The organism is Streptomyces sp. CA-294286, assembly GCF_050947155.1.
GTDB lineage: Bacteria > Actinomycetota > Actinomycetes > Streptomycetales > Streptomycetaceae > Streptomyces.
The window spans coordinates 1,159,170-1,180,175 of sequence record NZ_CP192004.1 but is presented as its reverse complement, the minus strand read 5'-3'; the positions used below and the strand labels follow the sequence as shown (position 1 = coordinate 1,180,175).

At 66.6% G+C, this 21,006-nt stretch carries 18 protein-coding genes and 8 pseudogenes; 19 read left to right on the top strand and 7 right to left on the bottom strand.

Annotation, left to right across the window (positions count from 1 at the left end):
• Positions 1–90: 90 nt before the first annotated feature.
• The gene (locus ACQPZG_RS05215) at positions 91–273 is read left to right on the top strand and encodes a hypothetical protein (RefSeq protein WP_433544558.1); all 183 of its coding nucleotides are present in this window, start codon (positions 91–93) and stop codon (positions 271–273) included.
• A gap of 27 nt (positions 274–300) precedes the next feature.
• Here ACQPZG_RS05215 and ACQPZG_RS05210 read toward each other — a convergent pair whose 3' ends face one another.
• Positions 301–549 (bottom strand): hypothetical protein, encoded by a 249-nt coding sequence (locus tag ACQPZG_RS05210; RefSeq protein ID WP_433544557.1) that lies wholly within the window; start codon positions 547–549, stop codon positions 301–303.
• Positions 550–843: 294 nt separating this feature from the next.
• Here ACQPZG_RS05210 and ACQPZG_RS05205 point away from each other — a divergent pair.
• A pseudogene (locus ACQPZG_RS05205) lies at positions 844–1,753 on the top strand (aminoglycoside phosphotransferase family protein).
• A gap of 80 nt (positions 1,754–1,833) precedes the next feature.
• Here ACQPZG_RS05205 and ACQPZG_RS05200 read toward each other — a convergent pair.
• A complete protein-coding gene (locus tag ACQPZG_RS05200) occupies positions 1,834–2,463 on the bottom strand; it encodes a class I SAM-dependent methyltransferase (protein ID WP_433544556.1) in 630 nt (209 codons plus the stop codon).
• A 487-nt stretch (positions 2,464–2,950) separates the two neighbouring features.
• On the opposite strand from ACQPZG_RS05200, the gene ACQPZG_RS05195 reads away from it, so the two are divergent.
• Complete coding sequence (locus ACQPZG_RS05195) at positions 2,951–3,592, top strand: tetratricopeptide repeat protein (protein ID WP_433544555.1); 642 nt, start codon at positions 2,951–2,953, stop codon at positions 3,590–3,592.
• A gap of 212 nt (positions 3,593–3,804) precedes the next feature.
• Here ACQPZG_RS05195 and ACQPZG_RS05190 read toward each other — a convergent pair whose 3' ends face one another.
• From ACQPZG_RS05190 to ACQPZG_RS05180, 3 genes and pseudogenes are all read right to left on the bottom strand, one after another.
• On the bottom strand, positions 3,805–4,761 hold the full coding sequence (locus ACQPZG_RS05190) for an erythromycin esterase family protein (RefSeq protein WP_433544554.1): 957 nt from the start codon (positions 4,759–4,761) through the stop codon (positions 3,805–3,807).
• Positions 4,762–4,979: 218 nt separating this feature from the next.
• Positions 4,980–5,459, bottom strand: coding sequence for a nuclear transport factor 2 family protein (locus tag ACQPZG_RS05185; RefSeq protein WP_433544553.1), 480 nt, complete (start codon positions 5,457–5,459; stop codon positions 4,980–4,982).
• Positions 5,460–5,675: 216 nt separating this feature from the next.
• Positions 5,676–6,485: pseudogene (locus ACQPZG_RS05180) on the bottom strand (IS5 family transposase).
• Positions 6,486–6,954: 469 nt separating this feature from the next.
• Between ACQPZG_RS05180 and ACQPZG_RS05175 the strand changes: the two are divergent.
• From ACQPZG_RS05175 to ACQPZG_RS05165, 3 genes and pseudogenes are all read left to right on the top strand, one after another.
• Entirely contained in the window at positions 6,955–7,584 is a 630-nt protein-coding gene (locus ACQPZG_RS05175; protein ID WP_433544552.1) for a hypothetical protein, read from the top strand.
• A gap of 18 nt (positions 7,585–7,602) precedes the next feature.
• Positions 7,603–7,698: pseudogene (locus tag ACQPZG_RS05170) on the top strand (IS5/IS1182 family transposase); the annotation flags it as partial.
• The gene (locus tag ACQPZG_RS05165) at positions 7,668–8,537 is read left to right on the top strand and encodes an MFS transporter (protein WP_433544551.1); all 870 of its coding nucleotides are present in this window, start codon (positions 7,668–7,670) and stop codon (positions 8,535–8,537) included. The pseudogene ACQPZG_RS05170 and the gene ACQPZG_RS05165, both read left to right, overlap by 31 nt.
• Before the next feature lie 81 nt (positions 8,538–8,618).
• On the opposite strand, the pseudogene ACQPZG_RS05160 reads toward ACQPZG_RS05165, so the two are convergent.
• Positions 8,619–8,774: pseudogene (locus tag ACQPZG_RS05160) on the bottom strand (transposase); the annotation flags it as partial.
• Positions 8,775–9,122: 348 nt separating this feature from the next.
• On the opposite strand from ACQPZG_RS05160, the gene ACQPZG_RS05155 reads away from it, so the two are divergent.
• The 13 genes and pseudogenes from ACQPZG_RS05155 to ACQPZG_RS05095 all read left to right on the top strand — a co-directional run bounded on the left by ACQPZG_RS05155 (position 9,123) and on the right by ACQPZG_RS05095 (position 20,071).
• Complete coding sequence (locus ACQPZG_RS05155) at positions 9,123–11,399, top strand: MMPL family transporter (protein WP_433544550.1); 2,277 nt, start codon at positions 9,123–9,125, stop codon at positions 11,397–11,399.
• A complete protein-coding gene (locus ACQPZG_RS05150; protein ID WP_433544549.1) occupies positions 11,396–12,313 on the top strand; it encodes an alpha/beta fold hydrolase in 918 nt (305 codons plus the stop codon). The genes ACQPZG_RS05155 and ACQPZG_RS05150 overlap by 4 nt, the downstream gene beginning before the upstream one ends.
• A gap of 292 nt (positions 12,314–12,605) precedes the next feature.
• Positions 12,606–13,787: a macrolide family glycosyltransferase gene (locus ACQPZG_RS05145; RefSeq protein ID WP_433544548.1), complete on the top strand. Its 1,182-nt coding sequence runs from the start codon at positions 12,606–12,608 to the stop codon at positions 13,785–13,787.
• Positions 13,788–14,329: 542 nt separating this feature from the next.
• Positions 14,330–14,803 (top strand): acyl-CoA thioesterase, encoded by a 474-nt coding sequence (locus ACQPZG_RS05140; RefSeq protein ID WP_433544547.1) that lies wholly within the window; start codon positions 14,330–14,332, stop codon positions 14,801–14,803.
• A gap of 185 nt (positions 14,804–14,988) precedes the next feature.
• Positions 14,989–15,129: pseudogene (locus ACQPZG_RS05135) on the top strand (DUF7144 family membrane protein); the annotation flags it as partial.
• 386 nt (positions 15,130–15,515) lie between these two features.
• Positions 15,516–15,716: a type II toxin-antitoxin system VapB family antitoxin gene (locus tag ACQPZG_RS05130; protein ID WP_433544546.1), complete on the top strand. Its 201-nt coding sequence runs from the start codon at positions 15,516–15,518 to the stop codon at positions 15,714–15,716.
• Between the two features lie 5 nt (positions 15,717–15,721).
• Positions 15,722–16,279: pseudogene (locus tag ACQPZG_RS05125) on the top strand (Tn3 family transposase); the annotation flags it as partial.
• A 74-nt stretch (positions 16,280–16,353) separates the two neighbouring features.
• Complete coding sequence (locus tag ACQPZG_RS05120) at positions 16,354–16,506, top strand: Tn3 family transposase (protein ID WP_433544545.1); 153 nt, start codon at positions 16,354–16,356, stop codon at positions 16,504–16,506.
• A 453-nt stretch (positions 16,507–16,959) separates the two neighbouring features.
• Positions 16,960–17,776 (top strand): annotated as a pseudogene (locus ACQPZG_RS05115) (IS5 family transposase).
• A 6-nt stretch (positions 17,777–17,782) separates the two neighbouring features.
• Positions 17,783–17,899 (top strand): annotated as a pseudogene (locus ACQPZG_RS05110) (IS5/IS1182 family transposase); the annotation flags it as partial.
• A gap of 908 nt (positions 17,900–18,807) precedes the next feature.
• A complete protein-coding gene (locus ACQPZG_RS05105) occupies positions 18,808–19,323 on the top strand; it encodes a hypothetical protein (protein WP_433544544.1) in 516 nt (171 codons plus the stop codon).
• A 194-nt stretch (positions 19,324–19,517) separates the two neighbouring features.
• Positions 19,518–19,712, top strand: coding sequence for a hypothetical protein (locus ACQPZG_RS05100; RefSeq protein ID WP_433544543.1), 195 nt, complete (start codon positions 19,518–19,520; stop codon positions 19,710–19,712).
• 80 nt (positions 19,713–19,792) lie between these two features.
• On the top strand, positions 19,793–20,071 hold the full coding sequence (locus ACQPZG_RS05095) for a hypothetical protein (protein WP_433544542.1): 279 nt from the start codon (positions 19,793–19,795) through the stop codon (positions 20,069–20,071).
• Positions 20,072–20,089: 18 nt separating this feature from the next.
• On the opposite strand, the gene ACQPZG_RS05090 is transcribed toward ACQPZG_RS05095, so the two are convergent.
• Positions 20,090–21,004 (bottom strand): class I SAM-dependent methyltransferase, encoded by a 915-nt coding sequence (locus ACQPZG_RS05090; protein ID WP_433544541.1) that lies wholly within the window; start codon positions 21,002–21,004, stop codon positions 20,090–20,092.
• Between the last annotated feature and the right edge of the window lie 2 nt (positions 21,005–21,006).

Below are 21,006 nucleotides of genomic sequence, written 5' to 3'. Positions count from 1 at the left end.
GTGCCAACTCCCCCCAAGATGGCGCGGGCCTGTCCAACCTAACGACGCACACCTGCTGGACACCACCCTTGGACAGCCACCGTTGACGACATGAACCAAGTCGAAATCCTTGCCCTGCTGCTGGCGATTTCCGCGATCCTCAACCTGTCGCTGATCGTGGGTCTGATCGCACACGGCACCGGCATCGGCGCCCGACAGGCATTCCTCACAGCGGCCGGCGCTGCCGCCACGTGCCTAGCCCTCTACTTCACCGCAGTGAGCGCCTACCGCTGAGTGCGGTGTGGCAAAGGGAGCCTCTGCTCATCGAACAGGGGCTCCCTTTGCCACAACGCACTGAGAGGTAGCGCGCTGCACCGTCTTGCGTGAGACGCCCAGCCGCTCCGCCAGGCTCTTGGTGGAGCTCTTCGCCCGCGTGCGAAGGAATTTCATCTGGGCTCGCGGCGATTTCGGCGCGGGCCGGGTGAACAGGGCACGCTCCGCGCGGGGGAAACCGTCCATGATCTTGGCGCGCGTCCGGCCCGCCTGCTGCGCCTTCTCTTCTTCGGTCATGGAGGCAGTCCAGAGCCGCGGGCCTGTGGACAGAGGCCGGGTGTCCCGGCGGTCTGCCGGGACACCCGGCCGAGTGTGACTGTTCGCGATAGTTGACGGATGTTCGCGATAGTTGGCGAGCCGACGTCAGAGAGCGATCAACCTACGCAGAGTTACTGTCCGGTCGAGCTGAAGCTGGCAGAGTCTCACTCGGTCTCACCTGGCCTGGCGGATCCTCAAGGGATCGAGGTACGTACAGCGGCCGCCTCGGGAAAATGACTGGCGGCGGCGAAGCCCGGCCAGAAGGCTCTCACCGTGACGCTTCATGAGAACGAGATCCGTGTGAATGAGACGGTCGTCCGGTCACTGCTGCGGGAACAGCGACCGGAGTGGGCCGACCTCCCCATCTCGCCGGCCGGTGCGGGCACGGACAACACGATGTACCGGCTCGGCGACCAACTGCTCCTGCGGCTACCGCGCACCCCGGACAACGCGAAGGCCGTACGGAAAGAGCAGACCTGGCTGCCACGGCTGGCGCCAGATCTTCCCTGTCGCATCCCTGGAGCCGGTGCACAACGGCACGTCGAGTTCCGCATTCCCGCTCGCCTGGTCGGTGTACCGCTGGATCGATGGCGAGGAAGCCGGTCCGGGATCGGTCAGAGACTGGGCCGCCTTCGGAGGTGACCTGGCGACGATCGTGCATAGCCTGCATTCCATCCCCCTCATGGGAGCCACTCGCCAGGGCGGGCTCAGCTGGTACCGCGGAGGTGGCCTGCACGCTTGTGACCGGTGGATCCGCGGGTGCTTCGACAACTGCCGAACGATCCAGGGCCTCGACCTCGACATTGCGCATCTGCAACACCTGTGGCAGAGCGCGCTCACCCTGCCCGAGCCTTCTGCCCGCCATGTGTGGCTCCACGGAGACCTCAAACCCACCAAGCTTCTGGTCCAGCAGGGGAAGCTGCACGCCGTCATCGACTTCGGAGGCCTCTCAGTCGGCTTCCCCGACGCCGAGCACTCGCCTCTGTGGGATTTTCCACCCGGGGCTCGACAGGCGTACTGGGACGCCACAAGCCTCGACGACGTGACATGGCTGCGTGCCCGGGCGTGGGCCATCGCTGACGGAGTCAGCGGGGTGTCGTCCTACTGGGGCACCTATCCCCTTTTCGTCAGCGAATGCTTGTCGCGTCTTCGCGCGATCCTGGAGGCTATCGGCGAGCAGTGAACCAGTCCCGCACGTGGCGCTTCAGACGAACTTCATCCACGCGGATCTACACCACTCCGCCCCAGGCCACGGGGCACGCTCTAGAGGCGGCGGGCCAACAAATGGGCGTCGAGGAAGCCCCGCTCGGAGGCCGGGTCGTGGAGCAACCGAGCAACCGTGACGAGCCCGGCCCCGCCCAGCAACTCGGCAAACCGCTCGGCCGGCCAGCTATAGGCGGGCGTCACTTTGTGATCGAAGCGGACCGGCTCCGGTCCTTCGGTCCCGAAGAACGACACCAGGAGCAGGCCCCCTGGTGCCAGGACACGGACCTGCTCGGCGAGCAGTGCGGGCAGTTCCCCAGGCGGGGTATGGATCATCGAGTAGTGGGCCAGCACTCCGCCGAGCGTGCCGTCCTCGACCGGCAGGGCCTCCATTCGCGCTTCGTCGAACCGCAGCGCCGGATGGGCCCGCCGGGCGTGGTCGACCATGGCCGGGGAGAGGTCGAGCCCGAAGGCGTCCAGCCCCAAGTCGTGCAGCATGGCCGTCAGATGTCCGGGCCCGCACCCGACGTCGGCTGTCCGCAGGTTCCCCGTCCCACGCACGAGCTCGGCGAAGGTGCCGATCATGTTTCGCGCGAACGGCTGCGTCTCCAACCGATTAGCGAACATCGACGCATACAGTTCGACAACCCCGTCGTAGGCCGTCCTGGTCTCGCCCTGGTGTTCCAACACGGGAAGCAAACTAACACCCGTGCCGTTCGCAGCCGTTGCCCGGCCCCATACCTACCCTTCCCCTCGGGACTGATCGTTCCGTCACCTGATCACGGGACAAGGGTGTGTCCAGCAAACCGCTGATCAGGCCGTAGTGGCAGGGCGCGAGGAAGCGAACAGATTGGTCGCGCAAACGAGGGCACGCCTTCAAGAAGCAGAGGATGTAAGAAGCGAAGCGATGCGTGCTCCTGCAGCAGAGGGTGCCGTAGGCGAACCTAGGCGTGCTCCTGCAGGCGATCAGAGTGAAGTAAAGGTGCCCGCGCGACGCCGACGGGAAGACCTCACTGACGAGATCAGGCGCCTTCAAGACGCCCTCGCCAGGTTGGAGTCGACGGAGGCGAGGGCTCTAGAAATTTCCCAGAACACCCCCCAGCCCTCCTGGCCCACGTACCCCAGTACACGAGCCGCCATGGCCACACCGAGGAGACCAGCTCGATCTGCGGCGGACATGGCCGAACTGCTGGCCGAACAGGAACGGGTCCCTGCCGACGAAGCTGCAAGGATTCCCTCCACGGCTAACCGAACCGCTGAACAGGCCATATCTGAGGCGCGCGAGGAAGCGGAGACTTCGGCCGCGGACGCGCGGGCCCGGGACACAGAGGCTCTCAGAGAGGCGATGCGTGCTCTCGAAGACGGTCCTAGTGAAGAAGAGGGAGGTCGACGAGACGGCCCTTTTGCCGGGCTCAGCCGCGTTCACGCGCGCACCGCACAGACCTACACCGAACTGCTGGCCACCCAGGAGCAGGAGCTGGGCCCCGACCACTCCAACACCTTTGCCACCCGCGAGAAGATCGCCTACCGGCTGGGAGAGGCGGGGGAGGCGTCTGGAGCCGTACGGGCCTACACCGAACTACTGACCGCCCAGGAGCAGGAGCTGGGCCCCGACCACCCCTACACCTTTGCCACCCGAGAAGGGATCGCCTACTGGCTGGGGGAGGCGGGGAAGTTTTCTGGAGCCTCGGTGGCCTACCAAGAACTGAGGGCCGCCCAGCTTTGGGTCCTAGGCCCCAACCACCCCGACACCCTCGCCAGCGGAGAAAGGTCCCTATACTGGCTGGACCGGCTGACGCCAGGGGCCCAGGAACAATGACGTGGTGAGCTCGCCTCGCTCGTAGATTGCAGGACACCTTGCCCCCGGCGGCTGGAATTGAGCCGAAGCACGGTAGTTGTCACCGGAAGAGCCGGCGGAGCTGGCGAATACGACCGGTCGAAGCAACCTGGTTGTCACCAGTGGGGCACGCGGCTCGTCACAAATGCTCATTCGGCAGTTTTCCTGTCACTCGGACAGGTGCCGCAGCACCTTCACTGATCGCTCTTCGGGTAGGAGAGGGCGCGGGCCGGGGTGACCTCGTGCGTGTGCAGGATGGCGTCGAACCAGTCTGTGAGCGATCCACCGGAAAGGTGGTAAGCGGCATTGTCGGTGGGGTCGTAGTCCGGACCGATCAGGCGCGTCTTGGCCGGCGTGTCGAGCCAGGTCCGCACATGGGGTGGGCCATCAGCCCGCAGGTCCAGGAGGTAGGCATCCAGCCCAGCGCCTCCCAGGACCGCGTCAGCGAACTCCGGCGGAGGCGGCAGGACCTGGTAGGGAGCCATACCGTGGTGGAAGGTCAGGCCGAAGGAGACATAACCGGCCCCGAAGTGCTCGCGGAGATAGCTGCCCGCGTTCCGGTGTGTCATCGGCGGGGAAGAGGGAGAGACGGTCCGCGGGTTGCCGTTGACGGTGTGCGCGATGCCGCCCCAGTAGACGATCCTGTCCGCGGTGTCTTCGTGCCACTGGATGGCGCCTTCGGTCAGACTCCGCTCGATGCCGGCCAGGCCGTCGAGCGGAGTACCGCCCTGGGGAGAGCGGGCGGCCCCGGCGAACCGAACCGGGTCATCGGGGTGCAGACGGTTGAAGGAGCGCATCCAGCGGATGACGTCGAGGGTCTCCTCGGTCTGCCAGAAGGACCGGGCCTCGGACAGCATCATCCGTGGGTCCCCCGTTCCGGTTCTGATGTACTCGTCGAGTCCGAGCCGTGACGCGTCGTCCCCTTCCAGTGCAAGTGAACGGAATCCCAGGTCCTCGACCAGCAGCCGGAGGAGCCTGTGCGAGAGAGCGGACAGTTCGTGGGCCTGGCGGGTCGAGGCTCCGACAGCTACGACGTGGGCATCACGCACGATGTCGGCCACGGGCAGGAGATCGGTCAACGGGGCTTCGGAATCGAGCGTGGTGAGGCGATGGGCGTGCTGCCCGATCCACTCGGTCACCGTCTCGGACATGTCCAGACCTCCAGTTCGGAGCAGTCGGTTGCGGGGGCGTCCCGGTCGCGGCCGGCGACGCGCAAACAGCCGGACAGGAAGCAGGGTTGGAGTCAGGCCGAGGTGAACAGCGGTGTGCGTCCAAGCCGCCGACCGCCGTACCTGCAGCAAGGGTTGTGTGCGCAGCTCGCCGGCGGCCTTGGGGCCATCTGTAGGGCGGGCGCTCAGGCAGTGGTGGGTCACGCGGCCGGCATCGGCTGGATCTCAGAGGGGAGCACGGGCGGCTCACCCGTAGTCCATATCGCCCGGACGGACAGGCGACTGATGCGCCAGCCCTCGCGCGTGCGCCGCAGTTCGGCCTTGTAGTAGCCGCCGACCGTGAAGAGAGGGTTGGCGTCCTTGTCGCGCTGCTGAAGGGTGACGTCGTGGTGCACGTGTGTCATCAGCGCGTTCCAGGACGCTTTGGCTCTTCCCGAGACGCCTTCGACATCAACCAGGACATCGGAGGCGATGTGCTGTGTGCGGGCGTACCTCTCGAGTGCCTCGCTGGTGTCGTCCATTGCTTCGATGCCGTCGGACGCGCCGAGAGGGGTCACCGTTCGCACGTCGTCGGTGAAATAGCTGCGAGCCCAATCCCCCTCGAACCTCCGCTCGTCCAGAACTCGGAAGAAGCGGCTGATGAGCATGCTGATCTCGGTGTGATCCGTCTGCGTGGTCATGGCCAAAGCTTCCGTCCTCAACCGCACTTGAGGTCAAGATCAGAGCGCTTCTGCCTCGGCGGAGTCCGTCGTCGCCGCGGCGCCTTCGCGGAACGACCGCTCCTGCGTCATGAGTGATAATCGGCACTCTGACCTGCACTTTGAAAGTGAGAAGCAGCTTCCGACAAGGCCCCGAACTTGTTCCGCCAGGAAGCCATCCACCCTTAACTGATCGTTTCAGAATGAGGTTCGTAGGCGGCGGAGGTATATGAGGCTGCAGGCCAGTTCGCGCAGGCCCTGGTGGATATCGGCGCGTCGTTCGTAGCGGGTGCGGAGTCGTTTGAACTGGTGGAGCCAGGCGAAGGCGCGCTCGACGACCCAGCGCACCTTGCCCAGTCCGGAGCCGTGGGCGACGCCGCGTCGGGCGATCAGGGGTTTGATGCCGCGCTTCCACAGCAGGCGGCGGTACTTGTCGTAGTCGTAGCCCCGGTCGGCATACAGGCGCCGGGGCTTGCGGCGGGGACGGCCCCGCAGACCCCGGATCGACGGAACGGCGTCGAGCAGCGGCAGGAGCTGGGTGACGTCGTGCCGGTTGCCGCCGGTGAGCGTGACGGCAAGCGGGGTTCCGTGCCGGTCGACAATCAGGTGGTGCTTGGAGCCTGGACGGGCACGGTCGACAGGCGAGGGGCCCACGTGATCCCCCCCTTTGAGAGCCCGGACGTGCGACCCGTCCACGGAGCAGTCGTCCAGATCCAGCAGGCCCGCACGGCGGAGCTCGGCCAGCAGGGCGGCGTGCAGGCGTGGCCAGACGCCTGCCTCGGTTCAATCCCGCAGCCGGCGCCAAGCAGTCACGCCGGAGCAGCCCACGGCCTCTGCGGGGACATCGCGCCACGCGACACCGGTCCGCAGCACGTACATGACGCCGGCGAGCGCCACTCGGTCGGGAACACGCAGCCGCCCGGGGTGGCGATGGCGCCGTTCGGGAGCAGGCGGCAGCAACGGGGCCACCCGCTCCCACAGGTCGTCAGGAAGAAGATCAGCACGCACCCCGGACACCCTTCCGACCACGATCGTCGCGCACAAGACCCGCGGCTCGACTCATCCTGAAGCGACCAGTTGGAGCGCCCCGAACCGACGACTCCGGTGTCCGTCAGCTGCCTGGCGGCGAGACCGTGAAGAGGGGGCCGGACCAACGGTGCCCGCCGCTCACCAGCCGCCCGGCGAAGGACAGGGTCCGGTCGACGTGCAGCAGGATCCCGTCCTTCCTATGGACGGTGTCTTCGTAGTGCCCTACTTGAGCCGGGGCCTGGGCGGCGCCAGCGCGACAACTGATCCGCGGACGTCTGCGGCTGGCGGTGATCCACCCTGTGCGACTCTCGGCTGACGTCAGGTCAGCCGCGCGGGCGATGAGGCGGCATCGATCTTGCGGCCTTGGGATGACGACCGGGCGGCTGTCAAAGCGAAGAATGGGTCGCGTTCCGCCAGTCAACTCCCCTTCGCAGAAAAGGAGATCGTCATGACTTCGCTGTCGCTTTCTGCTCGGCGCACCGCCACCGCTACCATCGCTGCCCTGGTGGCCGGGTTCACCCTGTGCGCCTCGTCCATCGCCTCGTCCGCCGAGCAGCGCACGGACCACCGTCGGCCGGGCGCGGCGCGGATTGTCGGCAGTGGGGACTTCGTACTGCCGTACCTGAGCGACAACGATGTACGCTCCTTCAGCTTCGACGCGGTGGCCGCCCCGTACAGCATCCCGCGGCCCGAGATTTCCACGGGGCTGCCCGTCGACGCGCGGGGGACGGTACGCATCTCGCACTACTCGGCTGACCGGAACGTCACCTATACCTCCGAGGGCCAAGTGGAGTGCCTGGTCACCGGCCCGAACACGGCGACGGTCACGGCCCTCATCACGAAGGTCAGCCACGAGGAGACCGGCTCGCTCGGCAAGCGCGTCGGACTGAGCGTGTACGACGGCGGAAAGGGTGGCAAGGCCGATCGGGTGGGCTTCTCGTGGAACGGGGTGAACCTGCTGCCGAACAGTAGGTACGCCGAGGTCGGCACGTGTATGGCCCCGGCCCCGTACGCCCCCGTCGTCAAGGGCGGTTATACCGTCACCCACGCCGAACTGGCACCGCCCCCCCGCCCGTAGGAGGCGTGCGCCACGACCCGCGCCCGCTACGAGCGACGCGCCGACCTGCACCAGGGCCTGGTCGAACTGACCTGCAGCCTCATATGCCTCCGCCGCCTCCGAACCGCATTCTGAAACGATCAGTAAGTGCTGCCACGGCCGCCAACGCACTGCTCTTCTTCATAGCCCTGGTCATCCTGCACGGGCTGAAGAAGCACACTCCGAGCGTCGCACCCAAGGCCCTCCAGGCGGAGAACACCTGGACGTCCCTGCGCAGCGGACTCTCCTACGTACGAACCGAGGGCCTCATCGGGCGGCTCCTTCTGGTCATCACCGCACAGAACCTCTGCCTGGCCGCTCCGCTCAACGTCGGTCTGGCACTGGCAAAGGACCACCACTGGGGACCCGGCGGGTTCAGTATTCTGATCACCGGCTTTGCCTCCGGCGCCATCGCCGGTGCCCTCTTCATGGCATCCCGCAAAAGTCCTCATCGCCCCGGCGCCGCAGGACTGCTCTGGGCAGCCAGCTGCGGCATCTTCCTCGCCCTGCTTCCCTGGCTCGCACCCTTGCCGCTCGCGGTGGCCTCCGCGGCGCTCACCGGCTTCACCATCGGCCCCTCCGGCGCGCTGCTATTCGGGCTCGTCCAGGCTCGCACCCATGACGACTACCGAGGGCGGGTGACCTCACTCGCCACCTTCTCCGCACTCGGACTCAGGCCCATCTCCTACACCCTGTTCGGTCTGCTCGCCGGCGCCTCGGGACAATCACAGCCATTCTCGGCGGCGGAGCAGCCCTCTCTGCCGCAAGCGCCCTGGCCTACACCAACCGCACCTTGCGCACCGCAGTGCTTTCCCCATAGCTGCACACAACGCCACCGGGCGAACGCGCGTCACCGCACCGGGCAAGGACGAGGAGCGCAACGGGACACACGCCGGGACGCCCGGAGGTCCGGCGGCCGGGTGCCCCGGAGGTGAGGGCCGTCGCGGTCCTGGCCGTGATAGTTGAGGTTGTTCCGCGCTCGAGAGCTCGCCGGGCCCGCCCGCACCTCGATCGGCGCGGGCTTGCTTGTACCGGCCCCGCAGTGACTCAGGGCTCACCCCGAGATCCCGCGCGACCTCGGTGACCGTGCGGCCCGTGGAGTCGACGAGCACGATCGCGTCCCGCTTGAACTCCTCGGTGTACCGCTTGCTGCGGTTGTTATTGCTTCCCACCTGGCACTACTTCCTCTGGAACCTCATGTCCCGGTCCCCAGGTGTCCACGATCAAGGGGAGGCTTCATGCCGCGCGTCCCCCCACCAGATCACTCACACACCACCAACAACCCAGAACCCAAACCGATTCGGATCAATATGAGCCTTTAGCTACTTTTGGCCTCAAATCGTCCGCACCTTGTGGCTTGGGTGGATCGTTGTGCAGCGGTCGGACGATCATGAGCGGCTGCGACCGGCTCCTGGCCCGAAGTGCAGCGCTGAGTGACTGGAAAGGGGAGCAAGAGCTTGCAGGCTCCATCGAGGGTGGACGAGAGGGGCCGTGCTCGATGTCCTGGTGCACCGCCAGGCATGTGGCTGCGCCGTCATCGTTGGGCGATCGTGCTGGCAACGGCGTTCTTCTTCTCCGGGGCCGGCTGGTTCGGTTCTTCGGCACATGAGTATTTGTCGGCCGGTGGTGAGGCGCCGTCCTCGGCCGAGTCGTTGCAGGCCAAACGGTTTCTGGAACGTGACTTCGGTGCGGCAGTCCCCAACATGGTGCTGGTAGGCCGCGCTTCGGCGTCGGTCGACACTCCCGCGGCAGCGGCATCGGCGCAGAAGGTGGCATCGGTTCTCCGGGCGGATCCCTCTGTTGAGTGGGTTCGTTCGTACTGGTCGACCCGCTCGCCTTCGCTGCGATCACGGGACGGACGCAGTGCCATGTTCCTGGTGCGGATTCGGGGCCAGGACGAGGAAGCGACCTTGGCCGCCGGGCGTCTCGTGCCGGAGGTCGTGGGGGTCCACGGTCAGCTGGAGGTAACGGCCAATGGCGAGGCCGTGCTGCGCGCGCAGATCAGTAAGCAGGTCGAAGAGGATCGCACGCGGGGTGAATTGCTGGCTCTGCCGCTGACCGCAGTGCTGTTGCTGTTTGTATTCCGGTCGGTCGTGGCCGCCCTGCTGCCCGTGTTGGTCGGGGTGCTGGCGGTGACTGGGACCGCCGCGCTGCTGCGGCTGGTGACGTGGTTCACGCCTGTGTCGGTGTACGCGAGCAGCATCAGCTACGCGCTCGGCTTCGCTCTGGCCGTGGACTACACGCTCTTCCTCGTCAGCCGTTATCGGGAGGAACTCGCGCGAGGGCAGGACTGTGACGGCGCGCTGCGTACAGCATTGGCCACCGCGGGACGAGCGGTGGCTTTTTCCGCCGGCACGGTGGCCGCTTCTTTGTCGGCTCTGCTGGTCTTTCCTCTGCCCGTTCTGCGTTCCATCGCCTGCGGCGGAATCATCGTCGTGGTGCTGAGCGCAGCGTTGAGTCTGCTGGTGCTTCCCGCTGTGCTGTCCTGCCTGGGGACGGGTGTAGAGCGCCTGGATGTCTTCGGCAGGTGGCGCCGCAGTCATCACCGGGTGCCGCAGCCGTGGCAGGGGGAACAGCTGGGCGGTTGGGGAAGGACCTCCGTCTACGTCATGCGTCGTCCCTTGCTGGTGGCCGGGATTCTCGCTGCGTGCCTGGTCGTGATGGCCAGCCCCTTCACACACGTGAAGTTCGGCCTGTTCGATGATCGGCTGCTGCCGGTCTCATCGCAGATCGGCAAGAGCGGGCAAGCGCTCCGCAAGGACTTCGCCGACGGGAGTATCGCGAGCCCGACGACCGTGGTGCTGCCTGGCTTCGATGCCTCGCTCTCCTCGGAGAAGCTCGACCGCCTGGCGCGCAGCATCGCCGCTTTGCCCGACGTTCGGCAGGTGCAGACCGCCACGGGCACGTACGAGAACGGACACCGCATCCGGCCCGCAGGACCGGACTCGGCATCTTTCACCGCTGCCTCGGGGACGTGGCTGTCGGTGACCACCCGCTGCGAGCCGTTCAGCGCTCAGGCCCGAACGCTGACGGCTGCGGTGCGTGCCCTTCCCGCTCCCGGTCCCATGCTGGTGGGTGGTCCCGGAGCGGTGCTCGCGGACATGTACGAGCCGCTGTCCGACCGCCTATGGCTGGCGTTGTTTCTGGTGTCGATGGCCATGTTGGCCCTGGTGCTCGCACTGACCCGCCGTCCGGTTCTGGCCGTCAAAGCGCTGGTACTGAACGCTCTGAGTCTCAGCGCCACGTTCGGGGCGTTGGTTTTCGTGTTTCAGGATGGGCACTTCGCCGATGTGCTGGGCGGCTTCACGGCGACCGGCACTACCGACATCCAGTTGCCGGTGCTGATCTTCTGTATCGCCTTCGGGTTGTCCATGGACTACGAGATCTTTCTGCTGGCCCGCATCTGCGAGGAGTACCAGCGTGCCCCCGACACCACCTTGGCCGTCGCCCGTGGACTGGACCGGTCCGCAGGGCTCTTCACGTGGGCTGCGCTCATCTTCGCAGTGGTCATGGCCGCCCTGGCGACGTCCGACCTCCTCCTGCTGAAGATTCTGGGCGTCGGTTTGGGGCTGGCCGTGGTGATGGACGCCACCCTCATCCGCGGCCTTCTGGTCCCTGCGGTCGTGGCCCTGGCCGGACCCGCCAACTGGTGGACATTCCCACGCCAACCGGAGCGCTCCGTACCGCACCGCCCCGCCGTTGTGGACGACGTCTGCACTCCTGTCCCGGGCCGGCCCGCCCTTGCCCCTTCTTCCGCTCAGCCCCACAACCCGATCCGGAGATCCCAGCCCAAATGACCGCGCTCCCCATCCTCCGTCATCAGTTCACCGTCCCTGTCGGGCAGCTTGCCGCCCTGTACTGCGCTCCCCCGGCGGATGTGGACCGCAAGGCGTGCGTCGTCCTGGTCGGTGGACTGGCCGGCTCCAAGGAGGACTTCAACCCGTTGCTCCCCCTCCTGGGCCAGGCCGGCTATCACGCCTATGCCTACGACCACCGCGGTCAGTACGAGTCGGACGGGCCCACGGATCCCGCCGCGTACACCGTGCAGGCGCTCGGGGAGGACCTGCACAGCGTCCTGTTCCAGGTCAAGCACCCCAACAGCGTTCATCTCGTAGCTCTGTGCGTGGGAGGCTTCGTGGCACACCACGCTTCAGAGGGCCTAGGCGCAGCCGCGAGCCTGGCGCTGGTGGGCTGCCCGCTGTCAGTCAGCCGCGGGGTGTATTGGCGCCTGCGTGCCATGGCACTGGTTGGCTGGCTCATGGGTCCGACCAGGACCGCGCAATGGGTGATCGGTCACTGGGAGAAGTCCCGCCCCCGGGAAACGCTCGATCCGGCCACCCAACTGGTCGCCTCGACCCGACTCACGCGTACCCGTCCTGGTCATCTCCTAGGCGTGGTTCGCTCCTGGGCAGCCCTCCGCCACAGGGGCCCCATCACTGCCACGCCCCTGCCCACCCTCATCATGAACGGTGCCAAGGACGGCCTGTTTCCCGCACGAGATTTCACGGACGCGGCCCGCAGGCTCGGCGCGGCCCACGTCGTCATCGCCGACGCCGGTCACAACACCCAGCAGCATCAGCCGCAGGCTGTCACGCAAGCCCTCTTGCACTTCTGGAATTCTCTTCCCTCCGCACCAAATAGCCGGCGGCCCACGGCACCAAGCAGTCGGCCCGGTCACCCAGGGGCCGCTCGCCGGAGCAACGCGGCATGAGCCTTCCTCCTGCCCCCCGGCTCCGGACCCCTCATGCCCAGGTGCCAAGGCGCGCCCTTGCAGGTTTGCAGCAGCCCGGTGGATCGGGCAGCCACCTTCACGGCCGTAGCACGCAAACTGCCTCCCTGATGAAGCGTCTGGCGGGCGGGCTGTGAAGAGGCCGCTGAGGTGAATACTCACCCGTGAGGATGAGATTCGAGAACGACCGGGGCGGAACACCCCATGCTCTGCGTTAGAGGGACACAGCGCGATCTTGAGCGTTCCAGAATTTCCGTGGCGAGGAGCGAAGACAGTGGTGAAGGCCAGCGTGCGCAGAGCGCATCTTGCGGTGTTCAATGTGCCGATGCACGGGCATGTCATGCCGACCCTCGCGGTGGTCCAGGAGCTGGTGGACCGGGGGTACCGGGTGAGCTATGCGGTGACTCAGGAGTTTGGCGACCACGTCCGTGCCGTGGGCGCGGAACCCGTGTTCTACGAAGCCGAGCCGTGTGGTGAAGCCCCGGAGGACATGGCAGAGGGGGTGGCGCAAGCGATCAAAGTGAGCATGTCTACTCTGTCTCAGCTGGAGTCCGCCTTCGCGAGCGACCGGCCTGACGCCGTTCTGTACGACGTCTACGCCTGGGCGGGTCCATTGCTGGCCGCCCGGTGGGAGGTGCCGGTGGTGCAACTGTCCCCGACGCACCTTCCGTACGACGGCTTGGTCGAAGAGTTCTTCAGCAGGGATGACCTCTTTCAGATCCCAGGGGTTCCCGGACTGGCAAACGCTCTTGCGGAATTCGGCGTACCGGGAGGGGCGCGAGCGCTGCTCGCACCGCCACGGACGATCGCGTTCTTCCCCCGCGCCTTCCAACGGCGTCCCGAGACGGTGCAGGCCGCAGAGGCCCACTGGGTGGGCCCGGCTCTCGCGACGCGCTCGTTCCAAGGACGATGGGAAGGCCCGCAGGACGGCCGGCCCGTGGTGTACGTGTCCTTGGGCTCGCAGTTCAATCACCGCCCCGAGTTCTACCGGACCTGCGTGGAGGCCTTCACCGGAATGGGCTGGCACGTGGTAATGAGTGTGGGCGCCGAAATGGCCAAGACAGGCTTCGGGCGTCTGTCAGACGGATTCGAAGTGCACGCCAGCGTGCCGCAGCTGGATCTCTTGGCCGCTTCCTCGGCGTTCGTCACGCACGGCGGCATGGGAAGCGTAATGGAATCCTTCTCCCTCGGGGTGCCCGTCGTGGTGGTTCCGCAGATGGCTGAGCAGCGGGTCAATGCCAGGCGCGTCGAGCAGCTGGGGCTGGGTCTTCATCTGCCACGGGAGCAGACGAACGTCCAGGCACTGCGGGAGTCAGTACGCGACGTCATCGGAAATTCACGGATCACCGAAGCGATCAACCGGATGCGCCAGGACATCGATGACGGGGGCGGGGCCTCGGCAGCCGCCGACATCGTCGAGAAGGTGCTGGCGGACACGCCCCGCGTGACGGTCTGAAAGGCTGCGACAAACTGTCATTACTCGCTGCGCGGTATGCGCAACGAGTAATGACCCGCTTTCGATTCCTACGACTGTGCTCAAGGCCGGGGTACCGTCTCCGGAACGCCGCCGACCGTCAGCCGTTACATCCCGCGATGTCCGGGAACGGCGTCGTTGTGCGGGCACTCCGATCGACGTGCTGCTGTACCCGCGGCAGTGCGGCGCGTGCAGTGGTTCGTCCACGTTTTCCACGTCCCGCTTGCGGATCATGTGAACGCCGCACTCCGGGAGTCGACCAGCCAGACGATTCACGTACGCCCGTCGCAGTCAGACCAATTCACCCTTCCTGGTGGATGCACAGTCAGAGGACATTGAGCGGTACGTAGGGGTTGCCGCTCTTTGGTAGACAAGATCAGCAAAGTCCTTCCGCATTCCCTACCGGAAGCAGCCCGACGAACTCCGACGACGTCGCCCATAGAGCCATCCGAGCTCAACAGCCTCGTATGGGCTCGGCCGCCAAGCCGCCCCAGCGGAACCAGCGGTGCTCACATACAACAGTCATGTCCCTGGACAACAACCTATCGGTCAGGACACCTATGGAAACGTTCACCACCCAACGGCGCATCCGTATGAGCGATGCGGACATCTACGGCAACGTGCACAATCTGTCGATCCTCCAGTACGCGGAAGACACGGCAATCGAGTTTGCGTGGGCTCTGCGCGACGAGCTCGGCACCCAGACTTACTGGGGCACCGCGAGCATCCAGGCCAGCTTCACCATGCCACTGCCCTGGACCTTGGGCGAAGTTGGACTGACGCTACAGACGGAGAAAGTCGGGAGGGTCAGCTTGTCGCTCCTCGTCCGGGTCTCCTCAGACCTCGCCGAGCACGCCACTGTCCGCTTGCGCACAATGCGCTTCGACTCAACGGGCAACCGCAACGTCATCCCTCCAGAGGAGCGCCGTTGGTATTCCCGCTATCTCACGCCCGACGCACCGGGGTCGGCCCGAATCCTTGCCGGAGCTCGGGTTTAAGGCTTGCGGAACAGCGTCAGCCTGTGGCCACCTGCTGTGATTCACAGGAGTCGGCTCTGCGGCTGTTCAGCTGTCGCGCCAGTTGTGGGTTGATTCGCGGGTGAGTCAGCGGCTCATGAGGTCGATCATCGCTTTGTTGATCAAGGCTTCGGAGCGGTGTGGGTGGGTTTCGTAGTCGCGGGCGCCTCAAGGGCATCGCCGAGAACGACGTCTATGCCCGGCTCGGCGACTACGTCTACAAGTTCGACGTCACCACCTGGGGCTGGATCCACCTCGTCCTGGGCGTCGTCCTCGCCGTGGTCGGCTGGGGGCTCCTCACCAATGCCACCACCCACGAACCACCAGACGACGGCCACCGGCTCCGCGCAACGCCTGTACAGCTGACCAGCCGCCAGTTGCTCCGGTAAGTCCCGGACGTTGCACCGGCCCGCGCACCGTGCCCCTCAAGTCCTGGGCAAGCGGGGGGACAGCTTCAGCGTGCCGCGGGGGGTGGGGTGGCGGCGCACTGGGAGGTGCGCCAGTCATGCGGTTCCGGGTGAACTGGACGTCCACCTCCACCACCTCCGCCCCTGGCGTACCGCCGCCTGAAGGGAAGCGAGGGTGTTCTCCGGTGCCACCCGGGGTGAGCCCTGTTGTTGTCCTGTGCCTTGAACCTCAGCGGGAACGAGTCACTGGGCTGTTAGAGTCCCGGACCGACGAAGGGGGGCCGCTCGTGGCCAAGGTCAATATCAGTCTCGATGCCGAACTGGTAGTGGAAGTGATGGTCCTGGCCGGGGTCGGCTCGCCCCAGGACGCTGTCGAAGCCGTCGTGCGCGACTACATCGCCCGTGGACACCGCACGGAGGCACGCACCGAGCTCAAAGAGCAGAGCCTGCGTGAGGTCGAGATCAAACCGCAGGAGCCTCAAGGCTGACCACTGTGATCGCGAGGCGCCGCCCCAGCTCCGTTGGCACGCGCCCGGCCGACGGTGGCGAAACCGCTGCGGCGAAGCCCGACTCCTGCCCGCCGTCTTCGAGGGGACGAACATTGCCTGATGCGGCACTGCACCGACGCCGAGATCGAGTCCCAGTACGTCGCCCACGGCGCCTCGGTAGTCGGATTCGCCTTCACGAAACGTTCAACTTCCGCTTGCTGACCCGGCTGAAGAACATCGGCAGCATCCGCCTGTACCTCCCGGACGACACCCCGCCCGGCTGGCCCGCGCTCGGCGCCTCGCTGACCCGGCCGATCCGCTGGGAGCTGATCGAGCAGCAGTACGACCAGATGGTGAAGTAGGCCACCGCGCTCCGGCTCGGCACCGCCGAAGCCGAGCAGGTGCTGCCGCGCTTCACCCGCGGCGGCCCCAAGCACTCCACCTACGCTGCACTCGAAGAACTCGGCCGCGCGGTCCGTACGGTCTTCGCGTGCGACTACCTGACCAGCCCCGGCCTGCGGCGGGAGATCCACGGCGGCCTCCAGGTCGTGGAGAACTGCAACTCGGCGAACACCGTGCTGCACTGCGGCAAGGACGGCGCCCTGACCACCCGGACAAGGAGCACGCCGAGACCTGAATGCTCGCGCTGCACCTGCTCCAGTCCGCGCTCGTGCACGCCAACACTCTGCTGGTGCAGCAGGTCCTGGCCGAACCGCCCTGGGCATCGAGGCTGAGCGACGAGGACCGGCGCGGCCTGACCGCGCTGTTGTGGTCCAACGCCAACCCGTAATGGGCCTTCCGCCTAGACATGGACAAGAGGCTCGACCTGCCGTCGCCCGCCGCCGTACCCGGCCCCCGCACCTCGGCGGACACCGCCGTCCGATCGATTACCGAGACTCGATGACCGAGACCAAGGAGGCCAGCCGAACAGGCAACCGAAAAGGGAGAGTTGGAGTCTTGGCAAGGGGACTACCTCCCAGCCGCGTGGCCACGGGTGTGCGGGCCCGCGCACCCGTCCTGCCGCATACCGAAAGAGAGTGTCCGTGGACATCCTTGCCGACGTGCTCGTACGCGCTGGAAAAGCCATCCTCGGAGTAGCGCTTGCGGTAATGGACCTCCTGAGCATCCGTGACGGGATCAAAGAAGACAGCAGGAAGGGAAGACGGCGCGGACGCCGTGGAACGACGACTCCGTAAGAAGATGTCTCACGTGGCGCCTTGGTGATGCGGCATGATGCTGCACTGTGAGGGTTGATCTGTCGCGTCGGCTGGTTCCGAATGAACTGTGGGAGCTGGCAGCTCCGTTGTTACCGAGGTTCGCGTCCCGTCCGCAGGGCGGTGGCACTGCTCCGGTGGACGAGCGGGCGGTGTTCACGGCCGTGGTGTACGTGCTGACGAGCGGGTGTGCGTGGCGGTTTCTGCCGGAGTCGTTCGGTGTGTCGCCGGCCACCGCGCACCGTCGGTTCGCCGCGTGGACCGAGGCTGGGGTGTGGCGCAGTCTGCACCGGGCAGTGCTGGACGAGCTCGGTGCCAGAGGTGAGCTGGACTGGACGTCCGCGATCGTCGATGCCGCGTCGGCGCGGGCGAAAAGGGGGGCTCGCTGACCGGGCCGAACCCGGTCGATCGTGGCAAGAAGGGCAGCGAACTGCACGTGCTGTCCGAGGCTCAGGGCCTGCCGCTGGCCGTCGCGGTGTCTGGTGCGAACCTGCACGACAGCCGGGCGTTCAAGCCGTTGATCCTCGGCATTCCGGCCGTCCGCTCCCGGCGCGGACCACGCCGGAGGAAGCCGGTGAAGGTCCGCGCGAACAAGGCGTACTACTCCGCAGAACACCTGCGCTGGCTCCGCAGCCGGAACCTCATCGCAGGATCGCCCGTCCCGGGATCGAGTCCGGCGAGCGGCTCGGCCGTCACCGCTGGAAGATCGAGCGGTCGATCTCCTGGCTCTTCGGCTACCGCCGCCTCACCGTCCGGTACGAACGAAAAGGCAGCCACTTCCTCGCCTTCCTCGGCCTCGCCGCAGCCCTCACCTGCTACAAGAGGCTCGCGAAGCTCACCACGTGAAACATCCTCTTAACCCGCATGAAGACCTGGAAAATCTTCCGCGACTGCCGCCTCAAAGGCGACGGCGCCCACCACGCCATGCTCGGAATCGCCCGCCTGCACAACCCCGCCCTCGTCGGATAGACCAGCCGGACGTACCGCAGCCAGTCATGCCCGAGACAACCTGAAGATCATTTACGGGACAGACCGTAGGTTAGCCGTCTTTTCCCGGCCCGGCAGAGGCGCGCCCTCCAGGAAGGCGTGATAGGTCTCGACGGCTCCCGGCTCGATTACAGGGTTGGAGGGGCCGTAACGGGTGTCAGTGCGATCCCGCTTCGGCCCGGAGACCCAGAAATCCTCGTGGGTCTGGACGTCGTAGAAGTTCGCATCGGACATCCCTCCTGCCCGGCGCAGTGTCCTCCCGTGGAAGTACGCAGTGCTCCAGGTCTTCGAGAAGCCCACCCACGCGATCCACGAGGGCCCGCGGTCGGTGTTGTAACCAGTCTTCAACTGCACGAACATGAGACGACGAGGCATACGCTCAGGGTCCTCCATGGACCGCACCCGTGACCAGGCATTTTGCGGGCGCCCGCGAGGCCTCGCGCCACCGCCGACAAGGGCTCGGACAGGTGTACGGCCCGATGCGCTCGTTCACCTGGAGAGTGCTTCTGTCCTTGCAGCTGACATGACCCTCACAAGTCCCATCGTTGCAGGTCGGAAGTACTCACCGCCTGTCTGGTCACAAGCCGCACACGCCCGCCCGTGAAAGCCCCAGGCTAGCCCGTCCGGCGGAGACGGCCAGTACCAGCGAACGACGCTATGGGGCGCCGTATTGGCCACGATCGATAGATCACCCCCACCCGTCACCTACCGCCCACCGGCCCTGGATTCTCATCCCCCACCTCTTGCCGGACTGTCCCGATCGGAGCCTTGCCGTGCTGAAGCAGGTCATACGCGTCACCGCTGTACTCACCGTCGTTGCCGCAATCGCCGCCCCCACCGCTGCGGCGGCCCCCGCGCCGGACTCCGTACCTGCGCCAAAACCGAAGGCCGTGGCACAGGCCGCGTTCCACGTGGTCACGGGCGAAACGGGTCAAGGCCCGGCGTCCGCACAGTTCGTCTCCTCCCTGAAGGGGGAAGCCCGGGTCGGCTACGAGGTCCGCGACCAAGAGGTGCGGATCGCTGTGAATGCCCGCTCCACGTACGCCGCCGGAAGCACTCCCGTCACCTCCAAGGGCACCTTCCGCATCTCGCACGCCCAGGACGGCCAGCTCTACTGGGGCGAGTTCGAGGTCGACTGCCTCACCACCGGCGGCCCCAATGCCACGGTCACCGGCCGCCTCGTCCGCACGAGTCCGGACCACCCGTGGCTGACGGAACTGCCTCCGCATGTCCGGATGGGCGCGAGCTTCTCCGTCCCGAAGCACGGCCGGTCCCGGGTCGGCATAGCCGTATCGTCGGACAAGGGCGCCCCCGAACTGACCCGGTGCATGGCCCCCGCCGCCGACATGCCGGTGATCGAGAGCGGCTACACACTGCGCGACAGGCAGCCGACAGAGCAGCTATAGGTCCGGTCAGACTGAACACGCAGATGGCCAAGTGGGCGCGAAAGGGCCTTATCTGTCGGACTCGCAGGGGCGCCTACGCCGCTCGCCGCTCCGGTTCACGACCATCAGCCCTTCGCATGCCTCGGCACCCCCTCACTACGCGGCATTGCGGGTTTCAGGGCCGTGTTTCACGAGGTGCTGCCATCAGCGGTGCGGTGGACCGGGCAGCAACGGAGGTGCGGGAGGGTGCTGCGGACAGGGTGCTGGCGGTCGCGGTGCGGTCGGACGCCGCGTTCGCGGTGATGGAGGTCTGCTTCCGGTACGCGCTGGCGGCACGGTGGAACGGGCGCCTGCCCGACCGGTGGCTGAACGACATCAGTGCCGCCTGGGGCGTCGGCGCGCTGTTGTGAACCAGGGCACAGCACAGGACCGGGGCTCGATGGGCAGGCGGAGTGTGTTGGGTGGCGGGCACGGCCAGGAGGAGCGCGGCGTGAGTTCGGTGAGGAACGAGTTGTATGCCCGGTGGCAGGGTCAGGGCAGTCGGCGGTTCCAGTACGACGCGACCGCCGTACGGACACGGGACGGGGTGCGGTCGTATGCCCTGCTGGACGGGATCGGCGACACCCTGCTGGTGCGGGAGTGGACGCGGGAGCAGGCCCGCTTCCTTGCTCAGGGCGGGATCCAGCACGGCGAGGCGTACGGGGCGCTGCGTGCCTTGTTCGCCGACGACATACCTGCCCCAGCGGTCACACCGAAGCCTGTGGAGTGACCGCCCAGGACCCCGTAGTTAGTGCTCAACCACCCCCGTGGCTGTCGGCTTGTCAAGTACGAAGGACGTATAGCCGGTGGAGCGTCCTACCGCCCGGTGCGCTTCGACGGTGACGAGCACGGTCTGCCAGTCCAGTTCGCTGAACTCCCTGAGGCCGGGCCAGCGCAGGCACAGCAGGCGCCGGCCGGTGAGGGTGGAGGCAAGGCCGGTCAGTACAGCGCCCAGTTGACAGAAGCGGTCGATGACCGGGCGGGTCCAGTCGACAGTGCGCTGCACGACGAAGCCGGTTTCCTTGGCGTGTGTCAGGTAGCGCGCCAGGGGCTCGAACTCCTCGAACTGCCATGCCGAGCGGACGAGGCCGTGGGTATCGAGGAGGCGGATCAGTTCCGGATCGTCGGTGTTCCAGGTGAAGTCGACCAGGACGAACCGGCCGCCGGGACGCAGGACGCGGAAAGCCTCGTCGAGCAGGGCGCGTCGTCCTGTGGGCGACAGGTGGAAGGCTGCTTCCAGGCAGTGCACCCGGTCGAACGAATTGTCCGCGCTGATGCCGTCGGCCTGCTTCGGCAGGGCGGTGACGTCGGCGACGGCGAAGGTGGTGCGGGGAGCTTGACCGTACCGGGTGCGGGCCTGCTCGATCTGCTGGGCGGTGATGTCTACCCCGACCGCTTCACAGCCCATGGCGCCCAGCCGGGCAGCGGTGTGGCCGCGTCCGCAGCCTGCGTCCAGCACGCGATGGCCTGGGCGGGCCTGCAGGAGTGCCAGGCTCTGTGATTCCAGCCGGCGCTGGAAGAAGTCCAGGCCGCCGAGGGCGGCGGGCAGCGTGGGAAGGGTGCAGTAGCCGAGGTTGACCAGTGCACCCCAGCCCATGTGCCGGCACAGCCGGAAGAACGGGTTGGCGTCGCTGTAGGAGGTTGCCAGTTGATCTTGACCCATGG

Excerpts from the sequence above, each read along its gene's own strand:
- ACQPZG_RS05215 (WP_433544558.1), top strand. The coding sequence starts at position 91 with ATGAACCAAGTCGAAATCCTTGCCCTGCTGCTGGCGATTTCCGCGATC.
- ACQPZG_RS05210 (WP_433544557.1), bottom strand. The coding sequence starts at position 549 with ATGACCGAAGAAGAGAAGGCGCAGCAGGCGGGCCGGACGCGCGCCAAG.
- ACQPZG_RS05195 (WP_433544555.1), top strand. The coding sequence starts at position 2,951 with ATGGCCGAACTGCTGGCCGAACAGGAACGGGTCCCTGCCGACGAAGCT.
- ACQPZG_RS05190 (WP_433544554.1), bottom strand. The coding sequence starts at position 4,761 with ATGTCCGAGACGGTGACCGAGTGGATCGGGCAGCACGCCCATCGCCTC.
- ACQPZG_RS05185 (WP_433544553.1), bottom strand. The coding sequence starts at position 5,459 with ATGACCACGCAGACGGATCACACCGAGATCAGCATGCTCATCAGCCGC.
- ACQPZG_RS05175 (WP_433544552.1), top strand. The coding sequence starts at position 6,955 with ATGACTTCGCTGTCGCTTTCTGCTCGGCGCACCGCCACCGCTACCATC.
- ACQPZG_RS05165 (WP_433544551.1), top strand. The coding sequence starts at position 7,668 with ATGCCTCCGCCGCCTCCGAACCGCATTCTGAAACGATCAGTAAGTGCT.
- ACQPZG_RS05155 (WP_433544550.1), top strand. The coding sequence starts at position 9,123 with ATGTGGCTGCGCCGTCATCGTTGGGCGATCGTGCTGGCAACGGCGTTC.
- ACQPZG_RS05150 (WP_433544549.1), top strand. The coding sequence starts at position 11,396 with ATGACCGCGCTCCCCATCCTCCGTCATCAGTTCACCGTCCCTGTCGGG.
- ACQPZG_RS05140 (WP_433544547.1), top strand. The coding sequence starts at position 14,330 with ATGTCCCTGGACAACAACCTATCGGTCAGGACACCTATGGAAACGTTC.
- ACQPZG_RS05120 (WP_433544545.1), top strand. The coding sequence starts at position 16,354 with ATGCTCGCGCTGCACCTGCTCCAGTCCGCGCTCGTGCACGCCAACACT.
- ACQPZG_RS05090 (WP_433544541.1), bottom strand. The coding sequence starts at position 21,004 with ATGGGTCAAGATCAACTGGCAACCTCCTACAGCGACGCCAACCCGTTC.